This is a genomic window from Candidatus Brocadia sapporoensis, assembly GCF_001753675.2.
Lineage (GTDB): Bacteria > Planctomycetota > Brocadiia > Brocadiales > Brocadiaceae > Brocadia > Brocadia sapporoensis.
In genome coordinates this window covers 1-25,678 of the sequence record NZ_MJUW02000102.1, presented here as the reverse complement: position 1 = coordinate 25,678, position 25,678 = coordinate 1, and the positions used below count along the sequence as shown (strand labels likewise).

16 protein-coding genes and 1 riboswitch are annotated in these 25,678 nt (G+C 40.7%); of the genes, 14 read left to right on the top strand and 2 right to left on the bottom strand.

Annotated features, from left to right (window positions below):
• Nucleotides 1–165: 165 nt before the first annotated feature.
• A riboswitch (cobalamin riboswitch) is annotated at nucleotides 166–375 on the bottom strand.
• A 211-nt stretch (nucleotides 376–586) separates the two neighbouring features.
• The 5 genes from mltA (at nucleotide 587) to BIY37_RS09850 (ending at nucleotide 7,182) form a co-directional block, all read left to right on the top strand.
• Entirely contained in the window at nucleotides 587–1,741 is a 1,155-nt protein-coding gene (gene mltA, locus BIY37_RS09870; RefSeq protein ID WP_070067679.1) for a murein transglycosylase A, read from the top strand.
• Nucleotides 1,742–2,150: 409 nt separating this feature from the next.
• A complete protein-coding gene (locus BIY37_RS09865; protein WP_070067678.1) occupies nucleotides 2,151–3,776 on the top strand; it encodes a DUF11 domain-containing protein in 1,626 nt (541 codons plus the stop codon).
• Between the two features lie 389 nt (nucleotides 3,777–4,165).
• Complete coding sequence (locus tag BIY37_RS09860; RefSeq protein WP_070067677.1) at nucleotides 4,166–5,758, top strand: DUF11 domain-containing protein; 1,593 nt, start codon at nucleotides 4,166–4,168, stop codon at nucleotides 5,756–5,758.
• A gap of 168 nt (nucleotides 5,759–5,926) precedes the next feature.
• Nucleotides 5,927–6,724, top strand: a complete 798-nt coding sequence (locus BIY37_RS09855; protein WP_070067676.1) for a hemerythrin domain-containing protein — start codon at nucleotides 5,927–5,929, stop codon at nucleotides 6,722–6,724.
• Complete coding sequence (locus tag BIY37_RS09850) at nucleotides 6,721–7,182, top strand: 4Fe-4S ferredoxin (RefSeq protein ID WP_070067675.1); 462 nt, start codon at nucleotides 6,721–6,723, stop codon at nucleotides 7,180–7,182. The genes BIY37_RS09855 and BIY37_RS09850 overlap by 4 nt, the downstream gene beginning before the upstream one ends.
• A 108-nt stretch (nucleotides 7,183–7,290) precedes the next feature.
• Here the strand turns inward: BIY37_RS09850 and BIY37_RS09845 are convergent, their stop codons facing one another.
• Together BIY37_RS09845 and BIY37_RS09840 are read right to left on the bottom strand one after the other, a co-directional pair.
• Nucleotides 7,291–7,722, bottom strand: coding sequence for a hypothetical protein (locus BIY37_RS09845; protein ID WP_143299241.1), 432 nt, complete (start codon nucleotides 7,720–7,722; stop codon nucleotides 7,291–7,293).
• 171 nt (nucleotides 7,723–7,893) lie between these two features.
• On the bottom strand, nucleotides 7,894–10,410 hold the full coding sequence (locus tag BIY37_RS09840) for a hypothetical protein (protein WP_143299240.1): 2,517 nt from the start codon (nucleotides 10,408–10,410) through the stop codon (nucleotides 7,894–7,896).
• Between the two features lie 970 nt (nucleotides 10,411–11,380).
• Between BIY37_RS09840 and BIY37_RS09835 the strand changes: the two genes are divergently transcribed.
• The 9 genes from BIY37_RS09835 to groL all read left to right on the top strand — a co-directional run bounded on the left by BIY37_RS09835 (nucleotide 11,381) and on the right by groL (nucleotide 25,267).
• Nucleotides 11,381–12,769: a cache domain-containing protein gene (locus tag BIY37_RS09835; protein ID WP_070067672.1), complete on the top strand. Its 1,389-nt coding sequence runs from the start codon at nucleotides 11,381–11,383 to the stop codon at nucleotides 12,767–12,769.
• Nucleotides 12,770–13,154: 385 nt separating this feature from the next.
• Nucleotides 13,155–14,369: an MFS transporter gene (locus BIY37_RS09825; protein WP_179129361.1), complete on the top strand. Its 1,215-nt coding sequence runs from the start codon at nucleotides 13,155–13,157 to the stop codon at nucleotides 14,367–14,369.
• 513 nt (nucleotides 14,370–14,882) lie between these two features.
• Complete coding sequence (locus BIY37_RS09820; RefSeq protein ID WP_230402494.1) at nucleotides 14,883–16,820, top strand: TonB-dependent receptor plug domain-containing protein; 1,938 nt, start codon at nucleotides 14,883–14,885, stop codon at nucleotides 16,818–16,820.
• A gap of 37 nt (nucleotides 16,821–16,857) precedes the next feature.
• Entirely contained in the window at nucleotides 16,858–17,793 is a 936-nt protein-coding gene (locus BIY37_RS09815) for an ABC transporter substrate-binding protein (RefSeq protein WP_179129359.1), read from the top strand.
• Nucleotides 17,794–17,795: 2 nt separating this feature from the next.
• Nucleotides 17,796–19,508, top strand: coding sequence for a sensor histidine kinase (locus BIY37_RS09810; RefSeq protein WP_179129358.1), 1,713 nt, complete (start codon nucleotides 17,796–17,798; stop codon nucleotides 19,506–19,508).
• Nucleotides 19,456–19,902 (top strand): response regulator, encoded by a 447-nt coding sequence (locus BIY37_RS09805; protein WP_070067667.1) that lies wholly within the window; start codon nucleotides 19,456–19,458, stop codon nucleotides 19,900–19,902. The genes BIY37_RS09810 and BIY37_RS09805 overlap by 53 nt, the downstream gene beginning before the upstream one ends.
• A gap of 14 nt (nucleotides 19,903–19,916) precedes the next feature.
• Complete coding sequence (locus tag BIY37_RS09800) at nucleotides 19,917–22,040, top strand: GGDEF domain-containing response regulator (protein WP_070067666.1); 2,124 nt, start codon at nucleotides 19,917–19,919, stop codon at nucleotides 22,038–22,040.
• A 99-nt stretch (nucleotides 22,041–22,139) separates the two neighbouring features.
• Nucleotides 22,140–23,243: a C39 family peptidase gene (locus tag BIY37_RS09795; protein ID WP_070067665.1), complete on the top strand. Its 1,104-nt coding sequence runs from the start codon at nucleotides 22,140–22,142 to the stop codon at nucleotides 23,241–23,243.
• A gap of 386 nt (nucleotides 23,244–23,629) precedes the next feature.
• Complete coding sequence (gene groL / locus BIY37_RS09790) at nucleotides 23,630–25,267, top strand: chaperonin GroEL (protein WP_070067664.1); 1,638 nt, start codon at nucleotides 23,630–23,632, stop codon at nucleotides 25,265–25,267.
• Nucleotides 25,268–25,678: the final 411 nt, after the last annotated feature.

Here is a 25,678-nt window from a genome sequence, read left to right as displayed (position 1 = left end):
AGGAACGAAGAAATCAGGAATACCCCCGGATAATTCTATACGTTCTTCTCTTAGGATCCCAGTCCTTTGTTACCGCAAAGGCAATGGGACAGCAAATCTTCTTTTCACAGAGTAGCTGCAAAATCTGTGGATTGTATATCCTTCACCTTCTTTACCATCGAAGACAACGTGAAGCGATCACAGGCAGGTCTTCTGGCTTCCGGATCATCCTACTTGGTCACCCCTTCCCACCTTATGGTTATAAGACAGTGGTATTGTGACTTTCGTTCCCGGTTACAGCGGCGGGTCCGCTCTTTATCTCATCTGGTAATGAAATATAGATTCCCTTTTAACTCCCACATTTGCGGGAGAATTACCTGTAATCGATTTTTATTAAAAAAGAGCTATTATAATTATGAAAGGTGCGATTTTACTTTATATGGGACAAATTTGTCAAGCGGATTATTTTTGTTGGGTACACGGGCTACTTCTATGTTCCTCATTTTTTCTTTGATTCTCCATCATAAGAAATATACAATACCGCCTTACGTTTGTTTGAGATTTAAGCTTTTGGGTAATTTTCCCGGTAAAGGAGGATGTGGTTCACATGAGATTAAAAAGAAACGGCCATCCGTGTTTTCTTCTTACGGTTACTCTTCTCATTATTATGGGATCAGGCTGCGCAATGTTTAAGAAAAGGCCGCTTCTGGTTCCGAAAGAACCGGGAGATACCCTTGTAGAGATTACCGATCCTACACTCCTTCCTCATTTTAAAGATGATTATAGCCGGGACTCCCTCTTGCATTCAATCGACAACAGTCTTGACTACTTTAAGAGGGTTAAGACGAATCCGTATGGATTTCATATGACGGGTTTTTCTCATGAAAATCTGGAAGATTCCTTAAAATTCTTTCGGGAAGGTTTTCTTCGTTGCCGAGACGCCGAGGAGATCAATGATTTCATCATAAAAAACTTCAGGGTCTTTCAGGCCATAGGAAATGCTTATGAGGGCCAGGTGCATTTCACGGGTTATGGAACACCTATCTACGATGGAAGTCTTACGCCGACCGGAGAATTTCGTTATCCTATTTATAAAATGCCATCGGATTTTAGGAAGCCTTATTATACACGGCGGGAGATCGAAGATCGCAATCTCCTGAAGGGTCTTGAAATTGTCTATCTCAAATCTAAATTGGATGCATATCTTATCCATGTTCAGGGATCGGGGCAAATAAAGCTCTCGTCGGGTGAAAAGGTTTATGTGGGGTATGCAGCGGATTCAGGTCACAAATACAATAGCATTGGGCGTATGCTCGTCATGGATGGAAAGATTCCGGAAGAGGAGTTGACCCTTTCGACACTCATCAGCTATTTTCAGCAGCATCCCGGCGAATTGGATTCTTATCTCAAGAAGAACGATCGATTTATCTTTTTCAAACGAGTCAACTACGCAACCCCGTACGGTTCTATCGGGGTGCCGGTAACTCCTATGAGGAGCATCGCTACCGACAAAAAGGTCTTCCCTGCGGGCGGATTGGCCTTTGCAGTTATCGAACCAAAGAAGGCAAAGAAGACATGGAAGTTTTGGGACAAAGAGAATAGTGGAACCGGGAAATCCTTCTTTGTCCTTGATCAGGATACGGGGAGTGCCATTCAAACCCCGGCCAGAGCAGATGTATATTTCGGAATTGGGGATCAGGCTATGTATGAGGCGGGGAACTTAAATACCTTCGGTCAACTCTACTATTTCTTAAAACGATAGGGCATTATTTATCATTTTTTCTGGTTTTATGAAACGGTAAAAGAGAGAAAGTCTTGCAATTTTCTCTTGACAATAGTTGTCATTAAGTATATTTATATAGATCCGGCAAAGGAAAATCCTGAACGATCAGGGTGCACAAAGTAAAGGACTTTAAATATTTTTTAAGATGAGGATGCAACGGAAAACATTCCTGAAAACGAAAAAATAGTCTTACTGCCGAAGTGTTGTATGGTTTAGCAGTAAGATTTTTTTGATACGACCAGAGACAGATTTTGACTATAGTTTATGATTTTATAAATACTCAAAAGTAGGGTGAAAGCTGCATCAGCAGCAAAAGAGCAGCCTCGTATTTTATGGAAAACAAGAGGGCTCTTTGGAAGGTCATACATTTTTAGAAAGGGGGGGAGTAATGAAGTTGTGGAATAGTGTGTATAAAGTGCTGGGTATTTCTGGTTTTATGGCATTTACACTATACGGATGCGGGATGTTTAAATACGAAAGCGGTGTGAACCATACGGCAGAGACTCCGCCGTACTATCATGGACATGTTGAAAACGAGCCGCCTCCAAGACACGAACGTACGCATAAACCAGAGGCTCCAAAGGAGGCCCCAAAAGGAGATATGTGCGTTGCGGATGGTGCGTATCCAACCAATAACAAGGATTGTTGCAGTGTTATTTATTTGGAAAAAATGGGCCCTTGCACCGGACGCGTAGGTGAAGAATATTGTTATGTAATAAAAGCTACTAACCTTACGAAACGAAATGTGAGGAATGTTGAGGTTACTCAGACTCTGCCTAAGAATTTTGAGGTGAAGAGCTCTAATCCTGAATTGGGAGCTGGTAGTGGCGGGGGTATGGCAAAATGGTTATTGGGAGAATTGGGACCGGAAGAAACAAAAGAAATTAAGGTTTGCGGTATCCCAACACAGAGCGGGCATATGCCATTTTGTACCGACGTAACCTATAATTTACCGGAACTTTGCATTGATCCAATCATTACTGAGCCGAGAATAACCATCGCAAAACATGCTCCGTCTGAGGTATCTCTTTGTGATATGATTCCTGTAACTTTTGTGGTTACAAATACAGGCACTGGTGTTGCCAGCAACATTCAAGTTAAGGAGACACTGCCGGCTGGATTGGAGACACAGGACGGAAGAACGGATGTGGTTTTAGATGTTGGCTCATTAAACCCGGGAGAGTCGAGAGAAGTAGCTCTGACGTTAAAAGCGGTAAAAACCGGAGAGTTTAATAATACCGCGATGGCGATTGCCGCTGGAAATTTGAGTGCGGAATCCAACACAACAACAACGATCGTAAGACAACCAGTTCTTGCCATTACAAAAGCTGGTAGTCCGGAGAAGGTCTTCCTGGGACGTAATATTTCCTATAGTATTGAGGTGACGAATAAAGGTGATGGCCCGGCGACATCAACTGTTGTTGAGGACGTTGTACCTGCTAATACGTCAGTGGTGAACGCCAGTGAGGGAGCTACATTGTTGGGTAATACAGTTACCTGGAATGTAGGGACGTTAAAACCTCAGGACTCACAGAAACTTACTTTAACCTTGAATCCTAAGGATATTGGTGTAGTGAAAAATTCTGTAACAGCAAAGGCTGAGTGTGCTGAGGCTGTTTCAGCAACGACCACAACCGAAGTCGTGGGTATACCAGCTATTCTGCTTGAAGTAGTTGATCTCGAGGATCCAATCGAGGTTGGTAACAGTGAAACCTATGAGATCGTGGTAACCAATCAAGGTTCTGATACTGGTACGAATATTAAAGTTACCTGCACACTTGAAGATGAGATGCAATACGTATCTTCTTCAGGGCCAACGACGGGAAGCGTTTCTGCTGACGGAAAGACAGTAACCTTTGAACCGTTACCAACGCTTGCTTCAAAGGCAAAAGCGACCTGGAGGGTTGTAGTGAAGGCACTGAATGAAGGAGATGTTCGTTTCAAGGTTATCATGACAGAGGATTGTCTGCGCAGGCCAGTAGAAGAAACCGAAGCTACAAATTTCTATAAATAGTGTTTCTTTCATACAGTACCTGGCAGATAGTAGGTTGAAATCTCAAAAGAAGGCCGGGGCGTCCACCGACGCACCGGCTTTCTTTATTTGCTGAATATTTGTAAGGTATATGTTTAACCCTTGGAAATACCACATGTTGTAGTGAAAGACCTTTATTGATTACAAAATATAATATTTGCCGTATCAGGTGCATGTCTTTGTATTTAAAACATTCGTAACATTTTAGTTTTTTGAAAAACCAGGACTTCTTAGCTATTTTATAACTCTGACAGGGTTTCAGAACCCTGTCAGAGTTGAACCAGCATGTGGGATTTATCTTACGTCGTCATGAAAGTTCAAAACACTAAAATGTTGCAAATATTCAAGATTTTTTGAAAAGGGGTTATGACATGAGTTGGCAAAAGAGACGGAATCTTTTGATATCTTTGTTCTTTCTGGGAGTATTTAGCATATATGGCTGTAGTTATCAGCAAAGTGCAGTTTTAAACGAAAACCCACCTTATGCACATGGGCATATTGAAGAAGATCCGGGACAAAGACATAAACGCTTACATGCGGGTAGCGGGAAAGTTGCACCCGAGAAACGAGAAAGCAGCAGAACCTTTTCTGCAATTAACAAGAAGTACGGTATTATCTTTATAGAAAAAAAAGCACCGCCGGAAATTCAGGTCGGCAAGCCCTTTGATTATATTATAAAAATTACCAATATTTCCGACGAAAAGGTAAAGGATGTTGAGATAACGGAAACTTTTTCGTATAAGTACAAGCTTAGGAACTCTATTCCCAAGTTCCAGAAAGGACAAGCTGAGGGTACGGCAAGATGGTTTGTCGGAGACCTTGAACCGAATGAGATGAAAGAAATTCGGGTTAATGGAGTGTCATTAGAAACAGGGGATATGCCGTTTTGTACCAATGTCACTTACAATTTACCGCCACTCTGCCTTATAACAAATGTCGTGGAACCGAAGTTGACTATTACCAAGCGCATACCAACCGAGGTTTTATTCTGCGATGAAATACCAATTACCCTTGTGGTGAGCAATGTTGGCACTGGTATCGCTCAAAATGTACAAGCGAAAGAATCTCTGCCACAAGGATTAAAAACGCTGGATGGCAAGAGCGATATTGTCCAGGAAATTGGTATGTTACGGGCTGGAGAATCTCGTGAAATTGCCTTCACTGCCAAGGCAGAAAGAACAGGAAAATTTTCGAATTTTGCGACTGTGGTTGCGGAAGGTGGTCTGCAAGCAGAATCCAACACGACTACCACCGTTGTAATACAACCGGTACTGGCCATTACCAAAAAAGGACCGGAAAGGATTTATACAGGTCGCGATATTAATTACTCAATTGAGGTAAGCAATAAGGGCGATGGTCCTGCAACATCAACGGTTCTTGAGGATGCCATACCAGGAAATGCAACATTTGTAAATGCAAATCAAGGTGGTATCTTATCCGGGAATACCGTCAGATGGAATTTAGGGACTTTACTGCCGAATGACTCCACGAAGGTTAGTGTGACCCTGAAAGATAAGGGTCTTGGTGAAATAAAAAACACTGCAACCGTTAAGGCGATGTGCGCCAACCCGGTGTCTGCAACTGTTATAACGGATGTCATCGGCATCGCGGCTATTTTACTAGAAGTAATTGATATTGCTGACCCAATAGAGGTTGGAGAAAATGAGACATACGAGATTGCCGTGACCAACCAGGGCTCTGATTACAGCACCAACATTAAGATATACTGCACCCTTGAAGATACGATGCAATATATATCGTCTGCTGGTCCTACCAAGGGAACATTCGTTGGTAATACCGTGATCTTTGATCCTTTGCCAAGCCTTGCACCAAAGGCAACAACAACCTGGAAGGTTGTCGTGAAGGCATTAAGCCCGGGAGATGTTCGTTTCAAGGTCGAAATGATTGAGGATTGCCTTAAGCGGCCAGTTGAGGAGACTGAGGCAACGAACTTTTATAAATGAATTTCGGTTATTAAAGGATGAAATGTTGATAAGGCCAATGCGGATTGTTTTCAGGCGTGATGATAGAATGAAGCAAAGATTATAACTTGACATATCGTGCCATTGTTCGTTATAATGCCATTTTAAGCATAATTTTATTACTGAAACCATAGTAATAGGAGGGTATTTTTGGAGAATGTATTAAACAAAGAAATCAAAACAATCATCGATGCCTGTCCTGAAGTAGGCCGTATTCTTGATGAATATGGCATTGGTTGCGTCCCGTGTTCGGTAGGTAGTTGTCTTTTGAAGGATGTTGTGGGGATACACAATCTTGACCCTCAGCAAGAGGCTACCTTGATGTACCGAATCGAAAAGGCTATTTATCCGGACAGGAAGGTTTCGGAACCGGTGATAGATACAACAAAAAAATCGGCTCCGAAGAAAATTACGTATTCACCGTCGGTAAGAAAACTTGTTGACGAGCATGTCCTGATCAAACGGCTTTTGGCTTTAATTCCTACCATAGTTGATTATATTGAAAGTAGCATAAAGGTAGATAAGGATTTGGTTTTAAAGTGTGTTGATTTTATTAGGACATATGCAGACAAATATCATCATATGAAAGAAGAAGATATTTTGTTTCGGTATGTTGATGAAAAGGCTGATATTATTCAAGTTATGTATAAAGATCACGATACAGGAAGGGGGTATATCAGGCTGGTTGTTGAGGGCGCTGAAAAGGGTGATAAAGCACTCATCAAGGAGAATATGCTTGCTTATCGGGAACTACTCACACAACATATTAAAAAAGAAGATGAAATTCTTTATCCCTGGATCGATCGTCAGCTATCAACAACTCAAGTTGGTGAGATGTTTCGTAAATGTAATGAGGCCGATGCTTCGGTAGGTGAAGAATTACCAAAAAAGTATGAAAAGTTTATTTGTGATTTAGAAGAAAAATTTTTACAGGAGGTGGCAAAATGAGTGGATGTCCAGGATCAAGAACGATAGATTTTAGCGAAAAGACAGATCTGGAAGGTAGCGAAACGGGGAAGCGTCCTTCTCAATTAAGGCAGTGGCCAATACAGATGCATTTGGTATCCCCGCAGGCGCCTTATTTTCAAGGTAAAGATATATTGCTGGCGGCGGACTGTACGGCTTTTTCACTTGGGGATTTCCATAAGGACTATCTGAAAGGAAAGAGCATCGGAATTGCATGTCCGAAGCTTGATTCTGATCAGGAGGTCTATACCGAGAAGATAAGAGCATTGATTGATGATGCAAAGATTAATACCCTAACCGTTATGATCATGCAGGTACCCTGTTGTTTTGGACTAGCACAGATCGCTAAAGAAGGTGCGGAAAAGGCATCTCGCAAGATTCCCGTAAAGCAGGTTGTCGTGGGACTTGAAGGTAATATCTTATCCGAAGAGTGGATTTAGCTGGTAATTAATGTATGTGGCAGGTATAAAATCCTTGGAGAGTTTAACTCTCCAAGGATTTTTTTTATGACAAAATTTTTTTAAAGCGCAAATTTATCTAGTCTTAAATCACACCATTCTGAATAGATATCGCTGTACACGCTGGCTTTCTCCGCGCTGTAAGTCGATAATTATTTCTGTGCCCTTATTCTGGAATTCGTAAACCAACTTCCCGCCGTTTTCTTCCGAGTGACTGGAGAACAAAACCCTTCCGAAAACAGGATTACCATCCAGACTGGCAGCAAGCACTTTTAAAGGCAGGCAACAAGCCACTTGAAAGACCGGGGTATTGTTGTATAGTAAAAGATGTGAGTAATGCGGTTTTCGAATCGACTTCTGCCTAGTGCCGCTATCAGAACTTGATAGCGTAGGTATATTGTTGCGAGAAGGCAGCACTTCAATCAGACATTTCTCCGTGGCATCAATTACATGTTCTGAAGAAAAATTGATACGTAAACCGGCAAGTTCAAGTATTCTTTTCGCATCCTCCAGATCTTGCATAATGCTATCGTTTGAAGCAACTGTTCCTGCCCTGTTCCTGGAACTGAATGCTTTTGGTGCGTTAAGATCAATTAACGGCAGCTCATTATAATCAGTGTGTATTGTCTGTTTATGCATTATATTTTTAAGAAAAATGATGTATTTCGTCTTCTATTCGCAAAGCATAACGGATCAGATCTTGTCATTTTTGTATTCTCTGACAACCGCTCTTTTATCGACTTCTTTCATGAGATCCTCGACTTCCTCTTTTTGCGGTTCTTTAAAAACTTCTCCCACTTGGTAATGAAATATGGTGCTGACACTTTCTTTAAACATATCTTCCATTGATTGCGTTAAGTCAATCAATCGAACATCAATATTGCTTAGCAAATATGTTATTTGGTCAAAGAGGACGCTGGTTGCCACGCCTGAATGAATAAACGAATGACGATACAAATTGTTTTCAATATCGTGCATAAATGCTTCAGTCTGAGCAATCTGATTTTGCAAAATAAGGATCGCCTTTTCCAGATTTTTTTTAAATAACTGAGAACTTTTTAAATAATCGATGTTGACGTCCGGTTCTTTGGAAATTTTTTTGTCTTTATCCCTGGTGTAAGACGAAATTCGATGGTCAATATCTTTTACTGCATTGATTAAATTGTCAAGACGGTTCTCTATAACTTCAAATGCAGATAGATTTTGATAATAGCACGTGTCTTTTAATTCCTCGTGAAACTTTTCAATCTCTGCCAGAAATCCATCCAGTTCTTTTGCGCTGTAAGAAAAAAATTCAGCGTCATTTTTAAAACTATCGACTCTGCGTGTGAGAGTTTCCGTTTCCATAATATTTTTAAGCCCTGTCTTAATATCCGTCAGATTTTTTAAAACGGGATTTTGATGCAGCTCTGACATAAAAGCATGAGAACTGCTATTTGTCGTCTTTACAGAAGTACCTTTGCTAACAATAAAGTCTTCGATAGATTGAACAGTGTTGATAATCTTTTTGTAAGCATTCTTCTTCAACGGTTTATTAAAGAGAAGTCTCTGTACTTCTGCCAATAAACCATGAAGAAATTCCTGATCCTGAACATTTTCTCTTATGACCAGGGCGCTTATATCGTTGTAGAGTGTTTCAAATTTATTGGATTTAGCGAAAATGGCCTTCAGCGGATCCTGAACGTCCTTTCTTCTCTCAATATTTCTCATTAATTCTTTCAACTCGTCAAGGATATGGGACAAACTGGTAAGCTGAGGCACAGACATCCTCGCCTCTAAAAAGGCATCTTTCCCTGAAAGAGTCCTTAATTTCGATAGCTTTTCCAAATTTGCATTAAACTTTCCGATAAGTTGTTGAATGTCTCCTTTTTCCGGTTCTGAAACTTGGTCTTGACGGAAAGTCGGTTTCGTGGAAATATCGATCGTTATGGGAAAAACAGACTCGATGCATTTTTTCAAAAAGGCACCAAATTTTTTTACGGGTTTTTCAGCAAGATGAATCGTTTTTTGCTCTCCAGATGCGCTTGTGTTCGTATCACGTATCATTAAAAAATCGAGATAGGCAAGAAGTTTGCCAAAAGAATTCAGCAATTCCTGATAATCATTTTGCAGTGTCTCATGCTTTGAAATAGTTTGTAATTTTTTTAACTCGTGATAGTTTGCGGTTAAATTTTCCTGTTCACTGCGAATGTCCGGTTTATACTTCATGAATTTTTTTGTTAACCGCACGATAAACTTTTCAATACAGTTGGCATACGTTAAAAACAAGCTGTATTCTTCCAGAAGCTTAAATTGATCATTCAGTCTGTTAGATGCCGAATAAATATAGCCTGCATATGCTGGAATAGCCGTCCAATTATCATTCTCGATGATGTGTTCAAGCCTTATTAAGTCCAAGGATAAGTCTTTATTAAATAACAGGGGATTATCTTTTGAAGCTATAAGATTATAAATATCAGCAAAAAAGCCAAGCGCATCAATTTTTTCTTCAACCGCTTTAATGTCGCTCTCCTGAAAATGAAAAATCCTCAGCTTTAGATAATGTTGTTCTAAATCTAATTTAAGGATTAAAGAAATAAAATAGAGATTTACGTAGATTTCCTTCAATCCCGTTGTTGTAAAGACCTTATTCTTCGTTTCGATTTTATTGAATCGGAGTTCCCTGCCTATTTTTTCAGAAGTTAATGGCAATCCATTGAGAACCAAATAATCACCTAGCCGTCCCGTGTACTTTTCACATGATTCGGCACCGGTAATATAATTGCGATGGAGATAATCCGGTGCACAATTATCCGTTTGGCCTTGTTCTGTTTCATCGATGATCAGGAAGTTACTTGCGCCCTTTTCAATTCCTTTCTTATAATGCAATACGACACGGGGCTTCATGAGATAATGAATGAGGGACTCGGTCTCTGTTTGTGTTGCGGTCATCGTTGCTTCTACATAACCCTGTTCTTTAAAGGTATTGATCGTGTCAATATTGCTTTTAACAAAGAGGTGTTTTGAAATAATCTTGAGGGTTTTCTCAAAGGAGGTATCAATGACCTGCCCTTTAAATCTAACAACAAAGGCTTTCAATGGCTCTTTAACCACCTTCTCTTTGGTTTCTTCCTTAATAGTGATAATTTGAGCGCGTATGATTTCGGAAGTGTGTTGCTTCTTTATGAGCAGATCGTACAAATAATTAGTAGAAGAGATTTGTGTTTTCATGCGTACAATGTAATAAAACTTTCTGAGACTGTCAAAATAAATTTTCATGTGATAAAAAAAGAAGGGCGATAAGTGGATAACCTCTTGCATAAATGGCATCACAAGAGGGCTTGGTTATCAATTTCGAGTGGAAACCAGGGGACGCCGCTTCTGGACGATTTCCCTCGCATGTAACAAATTACTGCCGCAAGAATTTAACGGATTTTATCCAGAAGCGACTTCCAGAAAGTGACATGTGCAATGCAAGAGATTCTGGCATCTAGTGTATATAACCCTTTAAACTCCTGAAACGGAGCCGGTGAAGGGAATGCCGCCGGAGACGTACCGGAGTTTGACTGGGCTGTGGGTAAGATGACAGTAGGGAAATTCGTTCAAAAGACAACATACAGGAATAGATTTTCAGATGGGTGAAAGGGTACTTCTCCCGGAGGAAGTGGACAGGATACGAATGAAAAACAAAGGGAAGCAACGCGAGGAAAGAGCATCAAGGGATTGGTGTTTTCTGCACACTCTTTCTAAAGGTATTTATAGTTTTACCGTGTAAAAACCTTCTTTTTTTTGTAAGTTTTTTTACCCCCCCTTCGCATCCCTTGACTTCGTTGTGAGCGATCCGTCGAACGAAAGGGGGGGATTGGGTTGCGGCTTTGCTGCGTTATGTGATATTTAGGAAAGGTGGCAGTAAAGATAACAGGGCTCAATGTTAGGAAATTACAGCGGTATTGACGCATGACAGCGATACAAATGCGGGTATTTATCAGATCTCCGCTTGACAACATTACTAATTTATTGACATATAATATTTCATTATTATAATAGACTCCTTTCATTTAAATAAAAGACAATTGCCAGGCTTTTTAATAACGGATACTGAGGTACATCTTATTGAAATTAACAGAATTTTATACTTTATAGGGTATGTATTTCTCCCTTAAAGAGGGTAAAAAAATGATAGAGATATTAAAAAAACAAATTGTCACAGTCATTATTACTTTTGTTTTTTTTTGGGATGCTTCCCCTGGTTTTATTTAGAATCATTGCATTTCCAAAGGCAAGCGCAGAACTGAAACAGGGGATAGAACGGAACCTGGAGGGTATACTCAACAAACAAAAAGATATGCTAATGCTCTTGCGGTCTGAAAAGGAATCGCATGCCAGGGGCATATCAGACGCCATTCTCACCACTTTGTTGATTCACGGTGATGAAAAATTTGCAAGTCTCATAAATGGGAAAAATGATCATGAATATCTCAGGTTGGAAACGCAGATGGAATGCACAAAGGTCGATTACGGATATAAAGGGGTTTTTGTTTGCGATGGCGCAGGTATCGTTCGCATGACGACTGAAACTGAAAAATTTATGGTTGGCAGGAATATTATGAAAGAGAAGGCATTCCGCAATATCCAGGAAACCCTGTATGACGGGAAAACATATTTTTCTAATGTAATCCATTTTTCTCCCGGTGACAATAGCCAGGGTGGAAAAGATGTCGATATACCTTCCCTCTTTTTGTCGTATCCCATTAAAGACGAAAACCGTGATGTGATTGGTGCTATTGTGTTATGGATGGACACTTCTATGCTAAATTATGGTATGAGGAATGCCTTGCTGGGGAAAACCGGAAAATCATATCTGGTAAATAAGGAAGGGGTCATGATGACGCAGTCAAGGTTTTCGGAACATATGAAAAATACCGGCGATACTTGCAAAACGTGTCACGTTGTCGCAGATCCTGACAATCTGATAATTACAAAAGGTGTAAAGAGGTGCATCACGGAAAAAGCAAGCGGCTGTAATCTGGACGGATACAGGGATTACAGTGGACTAAAAGTCGTTGGTGCATGGAGTTGGCTGAAGGACTTTAATATGGGACTGATTGTTGAAATTGATGCTGATGAAGCTTTTGGGGCATTGGATAATATTAGCTCGATGACAAAGTCGCTTATGATCGTAATGCTCATTCCGGCGTTTGCAATGGCAATATTGATTTACAGAAAATTAAGTGCAGGCTATATGATCAAAAATTTGTCTGTACCTCATAAGGCTTTACTGGGAATAACATGCATCATCACCATTGGTTTTATTATAGCAATCCTTGATAACTACGAATTGAGGAAAGAACGCGGATATCTTCGGGAGCAAAAATACAAAGTACACAACCCGTTAAATACATTGGGCTCACTTATAATACAGAGGGATGCTGATTTCATCAAGAGCAAGATCTCTAAGTTTAAAAAGGAGCTTCCCATACTTAAATCTGAAAGTACCAATAACCTGGAAAATAAGAAAGAAGGGTCTGTTGAAAGTAATACGACACAATCAACAGATAAGCCAGGAATGACATGGGAGTTAAAACAATAAAAAATGTTTGATATGAAGAGGTTTTCCCGAATAAGTTCGTTTATCAAAAGGGACGTTCAAACGCTTGATGATATAAAGGACACAAGGGCTGCTATGAATAGGAGCATTTATGATGACGCCATAACTGATATCGATACTCGTGGTGTAAAGTGCCCTGGATGTAACAATTTTAGTTTTTTGAAAAACATAAGAACGGCAAACATTGCTATTCTTGGGATTTTCCAAATGTATGGTTGTTTTGCCTTGATGAAGGCCGAATTTAAACCTTTTCAGTATTTATATCCATGTTAACAGTTGTTTGAACTGTAGTCTTTTTTGTTATCGTCAGTAAAATCATGATTATTTTACGATGACGATACCTTTTCATAGTCAGGAGATTTTTTTTATGAATATGTCAGCAAATGAATCGACACAAACACCAAATGGCAATTTAAGGGTAATGATTCTTGCGACCGTAGCATTTGCACTATGCTTTGCGGGTTGGACATTGTTTGCCCCTTTAGCAATATATTTTCAGGCAGAATTTAACCTGTCTTCCACATCGGTAGGATTATTACTTGCAACTCCGGTACTACTTGGTTCTCTCGCAAAAATTCCTATGGGTATTGTTACAGACAGGTTTGGTGGAAGGCTCGTTTTTACCATTATGCTGCTGTTCGGATTCATATCTCTTTTTTTTACGGGTTTTGCGCGTAGTTATAGCATGTTGTTGATAGGCGGATTCTTTTTTGGTTTAATAGGCTCTTCCTTTTCCATAGGAATTCCGCATGTCTCAGAATGGTATCCAAAAAAGATGCAAGGCTTTGCACTCGGCGTCTACGGCGTGGGTAACGCGGGTACTGCCCTTTCAGCTTTTGGAGCACCGTTTATTGCAGAATCTTTGGGATGGAATAAGGCATTTATCATTTACGCATTTCCCTTACTCTTTATGGCATTTGTCTATTGGTTTTTTACATCAAATGCCCCAAAGCCGGCAGGTGTAAAAGTTTCTACTTTAAGCGACAAATTAAAACTCTATAAATCATCCAGGTTGGCCTGGATCTTTTGTCTGTTTTATTTTATGTTCTTTGGATTCTTCGTGTGCTTTTCGATATGGTTGCCATCTTATCTTTGTGATTTTTACAACATTTCACCGATAAAGGCCGGTGGATTCACATCGATATTTGTATTTCTGTCATCGTTTACCCGAATTTTGGGTGGGTTCCTTGGCGACAGATTCAATGGAAGAAAAATAATGGTACTTCTTACCGTAATTGTACTTGTTATTGCGATATTCCTTAATTTAAACGTATCGCTGACAGTCTCACTCGCTGTGTTCTATATTATGGGAACCTGTCTGGGCATTGGCAACGGCGTTGTATACAAACTCGTTGCAGAATATTTTCCCAAAGATACGGGGGCTGTGGGTGGTCTGGTAGGGGCGGCAGGAGGTCTTGGGGGCTTCTTTCTTCCTATAATTTTAGGCACTATTAAAGATTACACCGACAATTATTCGCTCGGCTACATCTTCGTATCCCTCGTTTGCCTTCTGTGTCTTTCATTTATGGAGGAAAAAACACTCCTGAATGCACACCAAAAAGTAACGACAGCAATGCAATAAGAGCATGCATGGTTTGACGGAGAGCGAAGATTCCCTTCGTTCTCCATCAAACAAGATTCCGAAATATCATAATTCCTGTCAGTTTTTCTGCACGGCGTTTTCAACACCCTAAATACCCGGAATCAAAGACAAAAATTATCTCCCCGCCGAACACGATACTCCGTAATACGCCTTTATATACTCGCCATTCTTCCGGACAAAGAAATTTTCCCAATTATTTTAGTTGAACTATCGTAATGATATTATTATAGTATTGCCAACAAATACAATGTCCTTTCATGGATGAAAAAAACGAAAAGACAAAACTCGTTTTTCGGTTAAATTTCTTAGATGGCATCTTTGAAACAACTACGTATGCACATCTTCGAAATTCTCGTATAAAATTTATAACATGTAGAACCGGGAATGTTAAGTATTTGTAATAAAATGAAATATTTTTTCTTTTCTCCAGTACATGGAAAGTTTCGAACATTTCTTGTTATAATTCCCCTCTTTTTTTTGTCTTCACTGCGTTTGGCAGAATGTGAACAACTCCCGGAATCGACGTCGATAAGTGAAGAATCGATACTTTTCCAGGAAATCCCCTCCGTATATAGCGCTTCAAAATATGAGCAAAAGATAACCGAAGCGCCCTCCTCCGTGAGTATTATAACGGCGGAGGAGATCAAAAAATATGGGTACTGGAATTTTTCAGAAATTTTACGGAGTGTGCGCGGATTCTATGTTACCTATGACAGAAACTATCATTATGTAGGGGTAAGAGGCTTTGGGTTACCGGGGGATTACAACACCCGTATCCTCCTCCTTATCGATGGGCATAGAATAAATGATGTTGTTTATGACCAGGCGCCTATTGGCACCGATTTTCCTATCGATATTGGTCTTATTGAACGTATCGAGATTATCCGCGGTTCTGGTTCTTCGCTCTATGGTACAAATGCATTTTTTGCAGTGATCAACGTGATCACCAGGCAGGGCAGAGATTTTAGAGGTACCGAGGTATCCGGAGAAGCTGGTAATTATGAGACTTACAAGACCCGTATGAGCTACGGTGAGAAATTTCACAATGGTCTTGAAATGATAATTTCCGGCTCTTACTACGATAGCGAAGGGGACGATCGGCTTTTTTTTAAAGAGTTCGACCAGCCCAAAAATAATAATGGTATTGCAGAAAATCTTGACAACGATCAGTTTAAAAATATTTTTGCTGGATTTTCGTATCGTGATCTTTCCTTGCAATTAAATTACCATAGGAGAGAAAAGGATGTTCCAACTGCTCCCTATCAAACGATCTTTAACGAACGTTATTTTACCGCAGATGAACGGGGCTGGGCCGATTTGAAGTATGATCACACATTTGGTAACCAGGTACACTTGCTGTCCAGGGTCAGCTATAATTTTTATAAGTATAATGATGATTATTATTCTGAAGCATCAACAGGAAAATTAAAATATTCTGATGATATTGATAGTCAATGGCTACAAGGAGAGATGCAGTTAACCAAAACATTTCTTGAAAAGCACAAATGCACCTTTGGCCTGGATTCCCGGCATAATATGCAGCAGGACCAGCGCTTCTATGCTCACAGCACAGATGGTACCATCCTTGATGACAAACGCCAATCGAATTATTGGGCAACGTATATTCAGGATGAGTTTACCATTACCGATTTCCTGACCTTGCAGGCCGGCGTTCGTTTTGATTATTTTGAAACCTTTGGTGGGACTGCCAATCCCCGTGCAGCCCTGATTTATACTCCTTTTGAGAAAACGACTTTTAAGTTTGTTTATGGCAGGGCATTTCGTGAACCCAATGCCTACGAACTTTATTATGGAGACGGCACTTCCCAAAAGGCCAATCCCGGTCTTAATCCCGAGACCATTCATTCCTATGAGGCCATTTACGAGCAGTATTTAGGGAAACATCTGCGTGGAACAGTTGTTGGTTTTTATAATTCTATAGACGATTTCATCTCCCTAAAAAACGATCCTAACGACGGTTTACAGATGTTTGATAATGTAAAGGGAGTTCATGCAAAAGGCTTGGAATTTGAACTGGAAGGAAAATGGGAAAATGGATTTGAGGGGAGGGCAAGTTATAGTCTTCAGGAAGCCAGAGAGGACGATACCGGGAAAGTCATGGTAAATTCTCCCAAACACCTGGCGAAGTTCAATATGATTGTTCCGCTGATCAAAAGAAGACTCTTTTTAAGCGGAGAAGAGCAGTATAAAAGCAGCCGGAAAACAATTTTACGTAATTCTGTGAAGGACGTTTTTGTTACAAATGTAACACTGTATAGCCGGAATATTTTCAAGACATTGGAGCTCTCGGGAGGCATTTTTAATTTGTTAAATAATAAATACGAAGACCCGGGTGGTGAAGAGCACACAGAGGATTCCATTGAGCAATTTGGCAGGACATTTCGCATCAGGATTACGTACGCATTTTAGGTATGAATAAGCAACACAAACTATGCACAGAAGAAAAATGCCTATCATTTTCAGGGTGTTTGTTACGATGCTCTCTGTTTTATGCGCCGGCATTCCCGCAACCTTAGCAAACGAATACCAAATTGCTGTGCTTGCCGGCCGTAACGAATCTCCTTACAAAGAGGTGATTGACGGTTTTCAGAAAACAGTTACGGAACAAAAAAGACATGTAAAATACAGTGTCTTTGTCATAGAAGGTGAAAAAGAACAAACAGCGCAAATCCTTGATACTATCAAAAAAATCAATCCTGATGTAATATTCACTGTTGGGACTACTCCCGTGGTGGAAGTCATCAGGATGTTTACTGATATACCTATTATTGCAACCTTTATTCTTGATGATAGCGCTATAAAGCATGCTCGTAATGTCACAGGGGTAATATTGAGCTTTCCGGCAGAAATACAGTTCTCCTGGTTAAAAAAGTTTCTTCCGGATGTAAGAAAAATTGGGGTTATGTACAATCCGGCGGAGAATCAGGAGAATATCCGATCTGCCACAAGAGTAGCAAAGACGATGGGACTCGAGTTTAAGCCAGTCGAAATCCATTCGCCAAAAGATATTCCTGCAGCGCTGAAAATTTTAGCAAACGACATTGATATCTTGTGGGGAATAAATGACCCGCTGGTATATAATTCACTCACAGCGAAGCAAATACTATTGTTTTCCTTTAGAAATCAGATACCATTCTGTGGTCTTTCTTCCGCATGGGTAAAGGCTGGAGCGCTTTACTCCCTGGAATATGATTTTTATGATATCGGTGTGCAATGCGGAGAGAAGGCCATTAAAATACAGCAGGGGGTTGAGGTGATTTCTGTCCCTGTCTCTTTTCCTCGAAACTTGCGTTATGTTCTGAATCTGAGAACGGCCAGACGTATGAAGGTCGTGTTTCAGGAAAAGTATATTCATGATGCATATCAAATTTATGACGAATGATTATGTCCACCACACAGGTAACTAAAAAAAAGAGACGCGTAAGCATTGTAATGAAATTTAACCTTTTAACCATTTTCATTATTTTGGTAACTTCGGCAGGAATCAGTTATTTCATCATACGAAATACCACCTCTCACATATATCGCAGCCTTGTAAATCATGGCTTGATCATTGCCAGCATGGTGTCACAAACGAGTGAATATAGTATCTACACCGGGGACAGGGAATCCATGAGGCAGACAATTGAGAGCCTGGAAGTAGATGAAGATATTGCCTATGTATGCTTTCTTGATAAAAGAAAGAGACAACTCATGTGTAAAAGCTTTAAATCCGGATTGATAATTCCGCCGGCTCCGGCAACGAATATGGCAAATTCCAGTTTCCCCCCACCGCTCCTCCATGAAGAATTTATTAATACGGAGGATGGGAATCGATATATTAGCGTCTTATCGCCGGTAATTGGTCTTATTAATAATAAATCAGCGGATGACTTGTTAACCACGGGAAAGAATGGAAATCAGGAGATTATCGGGTATGTTCATCTCGGATTATCTCTTCAAAATCTTTACAAAAGGATAAGACAATTCCAGATATCTACTTCGGCCTTTACCCTTTTATTTATATTTGTCGGCATTATGTTAACCCTTTTTCTTACGAAGAGAATTACTGCCCCTATCGAAAGATTGAGTTTGATAACAAAAAAAGTATCCGATGGAGTATTTGAACATGTTGTTCATGTTCATACGAACGATGAAATTTCAGATCTTGCAACGGTTTTTAATAATATGATTAGCCGTTTACGGGCATATCGTTGTGCAATAGAATCGCACAATAAGGAACTTATGGATACCAATGAAAAACTGTTGCAGGAAATTGCTACCCGAAAGCAGATAGAAAAAGCGCTCGAAGAAAAAACCAGGGAAATTATCCGTTCCAATAAGGATTTGGAGCAGTTTGCCTATATCGTTTCTCACGACCTGCAGGAACCGTTGCGAAAGGTAATGGTATTTAGTGACCGATTGGTCATGAAGCATGGAGAGGTTTTGAATAATGAAGGGCGTGATTACATAGAACGTATGAGAAATGCGTCAAGGCGCATGCAAACACTTATCACGGATCTTCTCGCCTACTCGAGGGTTGCTACACAGAACAGTTTGTTTACTCCGGTTGATCTTGCAAAGATAGTTCAGGATGTAATCAACGATTTGGAAATCCAAATAGAAAGGACAAAAGGATGTATAAACGTTGGGAATTTGCCGGTTATTAATGCGGATGCTGTTCAAATGCGCCAATTATTTCAAAATCTCATCGGGAATGCCCTGAAATACCATCTCAAAGATGTACCCCCCCATATAGAGATACAGGCACAATGCCTCGGGAGCTTAAAACAAGATCATACCCAGACTTCTCACCACAATGGATTTTGCGAGATTACAGTCGCAGATAATGGAATTGGGTTTGATGAGAAATATGCCGAGTACATATTCGGAATTTTTCAACGGCTGCACAGGCGCGATGAATATGAAGGAACGGGTATAGGACTATCGCTTTGCAGAAAAATTGTGGAGCGTCACGGTGGTACTATTACCGCAACAAGCGCTCCCGGGAAAGGAGCGAAGTTTGTTATTGTATTACCGGTAGACCAGATAAAAGGAAAAGAAGATGAAAAACACCAGGAAGCCATTTACTATCTTAATAGCGGAAGACGATCCTGACGATCGTCTCATACTCAAAGACGCATTTGAAGAAGCTGGCGTGCACCATGTGATTCATTACGTTGAGGATGGTCAGGAGTTAATGGATTATCTTCATGCACGGAGGAAACACTCCCGGCCTAATAATGCGCCACACCCGGCTATTATTCTCCTCGATTTGAATATGCCCAGAAAAAACGGACAAGACGCTTTAAGAGAAATCAAATCAGACCCGGACCTGAAGCGAATCCCCGTTATTATCATGACAACGTCAAAAAGGGTTGAAGATATTAGTCTCGTATATGATTTGGGCGCAAATTCATACGTACTCAAGCCAACGGACTTTACAACATTAGTGATGATTGTAAAGGGGTTGTCAAGATATTGGTTCGAAATTGTTGAACTTCCACATTAAGGAATAGAAAGATTATGAACATTAACCGGATAAAAATACTTCTCGTAGATGACGACGAAGATGATTATGTGATAGTTCGCGAATTAGTTTCTGAAATTTCGACCTGGAAACCTGAACTGGATTGGGCAAAAACCTATGACGAGGCATTGGAAAAGATCCAGGGCAAACAGTATGATGTGTATCTCTTTGATTATCGGCTTGGTTACGGCGAACATACCGGATTGGAACTCTTGCACAAAACAATAAACCTTGGGTGCAAGTCCCCTATCATCATACTCACTGGACAGGACGATTATCATGTGGATATGGAGGCGATAAGAAAAGGGGCGTCGGATTACCTGATTAAGGGACAGATAAACTCTTCTCTGCTGGAAAAATCGATCCGTCATGCCATTGAACGCAAGCGTGCAGAAGAAGCCGTCAGATCAGCAAAAAATTACTCGGAATATCTTGTTGCATGTTCGCTGGATATGATTGTAGCAGCCAATTTAGAGTTAACAATTACCGAATTTAACCCGTCTGCCGAAAAAATGTTTGGCTATTGCAAGTCAGAAGTAGTCGGTAAATCTATCCGCATGTTGTTTGCCGATGCTGCGGAATCCAAACAGGTTATTGATAAAATACTAAAAGAAAAGATGTTTGAGGGAGAAATAAATAAAAGAAAAAAAAATGGAGAAACTTTCCCCTCATTTCTGTCTGCGTCTATCCTGAAGGATATAAACGACAAAGAAATAGGAATCGTAGGGATCTTACGTGATATTACCGAACGCAATCGTCTTATCGATCAGCTACGGTACAATGCATTTCACGATACGTTAACGAATCTGCCCAATAGGAACCTGTTCATGGAGCGATTGGAGCGATTGCTTGAACACTCAAAAAGAAACAGAAACAGTACGTTTTCTGTATTATTTCTCGATCTCGACCGTTTCAAGGTTGTAAATGACAGCCTCGGACATCTGTCGGGAGATAAATTGCTGGTCTTAATCGCACAAAAACTGAGAGACTGTCTGCGGAAATCCGATACGGTCGCACGTTTTGGAGGAGATGAGTTTGCAATCCTTCTTGATAATGTCGATGACCATTTTAATGCAAAATTTGTGGCAGAGAGAATTCTGGAAGCCTTGAAGGCTCCTTTTGTTCTCGATGGGCACAAAATCGTTGTCTCCGCCAGTATTGGAATCGTTCTGAAAGGGGAACTGTATAATCGTCCGGAGGACATTCTGCGGGATGCCGATACGGTAATGTATCGGGCAAAGATGCTTGGTAAGGCACGGTATGCAATATTTAATGTAGAAATGCATGCCCATGCAATGAACTTTTTACAGTTGGAGGCAGATCTACGGCATGCTATCGAGCGGTCAGAATTGGTAATTTATTATCAACCCATTGTGTCATTAGCAACCATGGAGATTGTTGCTCTGGAATCACTCGTTCGCTGGCAACATCCGCAACGGGGTTTGATTTTACCAGATGAGTTTATTCCTTTGGCAGAGGAAACCATGGAGATTGATAAAGTCGGCTATTGGGTAATACAAGAGGCATGCGCTCAAAACAAGATATGGCATGACATGGGATTTTCAACCATAACCGTCACGGTTAACATATCCTTATTACAATTCCGGCACAAAGAATTACCGGAGCAGATCGGCGCTATAATTAAAAATACCGGCTTACCTGCCGATGCCTTTGAACTGGAAATCACAGAAAGTACGGTAATGGAGAGCAAAGGGCTTGTCCTCGAAATATTTGAAGAACTGAATAAAATGAAAATACATCTCATGATGGATGATTTTGGTATCGGCTTTTCTTCGATAAACAGCCTGAAACATCTTCCTTTCAGTACGTTAAAGATTGACCGGTCTTTAATTTCGGACATCGATACCAGTTCGGATGCATCAACAATTGTTAAATCGATTGTCGATATGGCACACACGCTTAAAATAAAAGTAATTGCAGAAGGGGTGGAAACACAAGGGCAATTAGACCTGTTGCGTTTGTATAACTGTGATTATGTACAGGGTTACCTGTTCTACTGTCCTATGAAGGCGGATGAGATTACAAACCTGTTGAGGCAGAAAAACAAGTATATATCAGATACAAAAAGTAACATTACGCGCGAATTTGTTCCTCTGTAAACGGAAACAAATGGCTTTGCCTCTTTTTGCTTTTAGTACACGCCGTAGCGGATGAATTACGATTGTCTCATAACATATTCTGAACAGGGATGAGAGAAAATGAGAATCAGATATAGGCGCATTATATGGTTGTCGGTTTTAGCGTTTTTGAGTTTCTGCACTCCAATGGTTTGTGCAGGTGAAACGGCAAGTTTGCCGAAGACACATCTCATTGCTGGTGTGCCGTACCACAAGCAAATTACCGTTTTTTCCTGCGGTCCTGCAGCCCTTGAGATACTATACGACTTCTGGAGCGAGGATATCGATCAAAAGGCCATCTCAGATGTTACGCGATCTTCTTCCATGGGTACTTATACGTGGGATATGGTGCGAGCTGGTTGTTTTAGTCGTTTGAGTGCAGCCCGGGGACGATGCTTCCCTAAAAGTGCTCCTAAAGCCGGATATTCAGAAAGACCCTTGGGTTATGCTTCTTTTAGTTATGCTTCAGACTGCCTGTGGTGGACAGATCTTAAAAGACTTATTACTCAAAATATCCCTGTAGTTCTACTCATGAAATATGCACGAGATGATGATACCGGGCATTATCGGATAATTGTGGGGTATGATGAAGAAAAAGGAGTTGTTTATTTTGTGGATCCATGGGGGCGTGACTTAACCAGAGCGACAAACCTTGATGGGATTATTACCTGGAGCATGACTGACTTTGAAAATGCATGGAATTATACGGGATATGGAACCGATCACCCTTTTTGGGGGGCCGTAATGATGCCCTGGACGGTTACCATTCATACCACCGGTGAAACAACCGCCGGTTCAGTACTAGAGGTAACTGCAGAGATTACCTATCCCTGCCCGCAACCTTTTGATTGTCATGCCTATTCTGCATTCAACGTCCGTGCAGAGATCACCTTACCCCCAAAAATGCTCTTGCTGGAGGGCGTGCCCGGAATCGATATCGGATATTTGCAGGCTGGAGAAAGTAGCGCGGTTACATGGAGGGTCAAGCTCGATGGAGACGGGTCTGGTTCTTCAATTGCTGTAAAAGCCACGGGGCTTGTTTCTGGTACTGTGCCAAAAGTGAGTAAGAATGGTAGGATAAATATAAACCCGGGTAAAAGTGGTGATAAGAACAGTAAGAAAAATTTTTATCCGGCATATGACTATACCGATGAAATCGGTGTTGAAAAAAGTATAGAACTGTAACATATCAGCATTGCCGGGTTATTCATAGGAAATCACTTTTGTGACGCCTTCATAAAAGAGGTAGATATTTTCTGTGCCTGCCGAATCAGGGTTTGCAATTAACGATATAAAAACCAAAACGTCTGTCAAATTGACACATAAACAAGAATTCGTCACCGGTGAATACTGTCATAATGGCACGCCTTTTACTGAAAAGTGTCTCTCGTTATTTTTCATATCCCGATGTAACGGTGTCTATTTTGTTGAAACATCATAAGTTACGTATCATTGAAGCAATATAGATAAAAATACTACAAAATAAAATAATAGGCATTTATTTTGCTAATGTTTCCCCAGATATTTGATTTGCTTTTATTGATAGTGAAAATTTTGGAGGATACTTTGATATGTCGGCAAAAAAGATTGTATTTGATCATGACGCACTTGATACCGTTAAGCTTGGTGTTAAGCAACTGGCAGATGCCGTGAAGATTACTTTGGGACCACGGGGACGCAATGTTATCATACAAAAAAGTTTCGGTTCGCCTACCATAACAAAGGACGGGGTTACAGTTGCAAAGGAAATTGAACTTTCAGATCATATGCAAAATATCGGTGCACAGATGGTAAAATCCGTCGCCTCAAAAACCAGTGATGTTGCCGGTGACGGCACTACGACTGCAACGGTGCTTGCTGAAGCGATATTTGTTGAAGGATTGAAAAATGTAACCGCAGGCGCGAATGCAATGGCTTTGAAACGTGGTATTGATAAGGCTGTTGAGGCCATCGTAAAGAAATTGAAAGAAATGAGCATTGCAACAAAGGGACGAAAAGAGATTGAACAAGTTGCTACCGTTGCTTCGAATTACGACAAAGAAATTGGCAAGATTATCGCTGATTCTATGGAAAAAGTCGGAAAAGACGGGGTGATAACGGTGGAAGAGGGTAAAAGCCTGCAAACCGAAGCAAAATGGATTGAAGGGCTGCAGTTTGATAAAGGGTACTTGTCACCATATTTTGTCACGAATCCCAATACGATGCAATGCGTGTTAGAAGATGCGTATATTTTAATCCACGAAAAGAAAATTACTACTGCAAAGGTGTTGGTTCCGCTTTTAGAAAAGATTTCTCAAACAGGGAAACCCCTTTTAATTATTGCTGAAGAAATAGAAGGAGAGGCGTTGACCCTCTTGGTAGTCAACAAACTTCGCGGTGCTCTGAAATGTGCAGCAGTAAAGGCACCCGGGTTTGGAGACAAACGCAAGGCCATGCTGGAAGATATTGCTATTTTGACCGGTGGACAGGCGGTTTTTGAAGATCTCGGTATCAATATGGAAACCATACAAATCAAAGATCTTGGTCGTGCAAAGAAAATCGAAATTGATAAGGAAAATACTATCGTCATCGAAGGAGCAGGCGAGGGCAAAAATATCAAAGCCCGTATTGAACAGATTAAAAAAGAAATTTCGATAACTACTTCAGATTATGACCGGGAAAAGCTCCAGGAAAGGCTGGCAAAAATGGCCGGTGGTGTGGTACAGATTAATGTGGGAGCTGCAACCGAAAGCGAGATGAAGGAAAAAAAGGCCCGTGTGGAAGACGCGCTCCATGCCACCCGTGCAGCTGTTGAAGAGGGTATACTTCCAGGCGGAGGTGTAGCTCTTTTGCGGTGTCTTCCGGCTTTAGACGCCCTGAAACTGTCCAGGGACGAAGCCGTAGGAGTTGATATTGTCCGCAGGGCATTGCGGGCGCCTTTACGGCAAATTGCTACCAATGCAGGGGTAAATGCCGCAATTGTTGTGCAAAACGTTGAAACGGCCAAAGGCAATGAAGGATATGATGCGAGTGCTGACCGGTATTGTGATATGGTGAGTGAAGGCATTATCGATCCAACAAAAGTAGTCAGGACGGCGCTACAAAATGCCGCCAGTATCTCCACATTGCTCCTCACAACGGATGCTATTGTTGGTAAGATACCGGAAAAGAAAAAGATGCCGCCCATGCCGCCGGGTGGAGGATATGGCGGATACGGAGATATGTATTAATAATAAACCGGTTACATTCCGGATCGGTTTTTGTGAATTTTGGCAATTTCTGATTAATAAAAAACCCCGCAGACTGGCGGGGTTTTTTTTATTGAAGAAGTTCGTATCACTTTAGTTTTTTGAAAAACTTCTGTGCTAATAAAGATATAATGCATAGAGGTGGTAATGTATGGATTGTCCCTATACTCAAAGAATTCACCGTTGGCGAATCTTCTGAATTAACAAACAGGGTGGCACGGACAAACTCCGTTTGTCCGTGTGAAACTTGCACAACGTTGTTTGTGAAACATTCATTTTAAAATAGGGATAGACGACTCAAGCCTGATTATTGGTAACTATCCAGCGTACTTTCGCTCACAAACACTATGAGCGAACAAAATATTGATTATGTAATCCCGAAGGGACGTTATT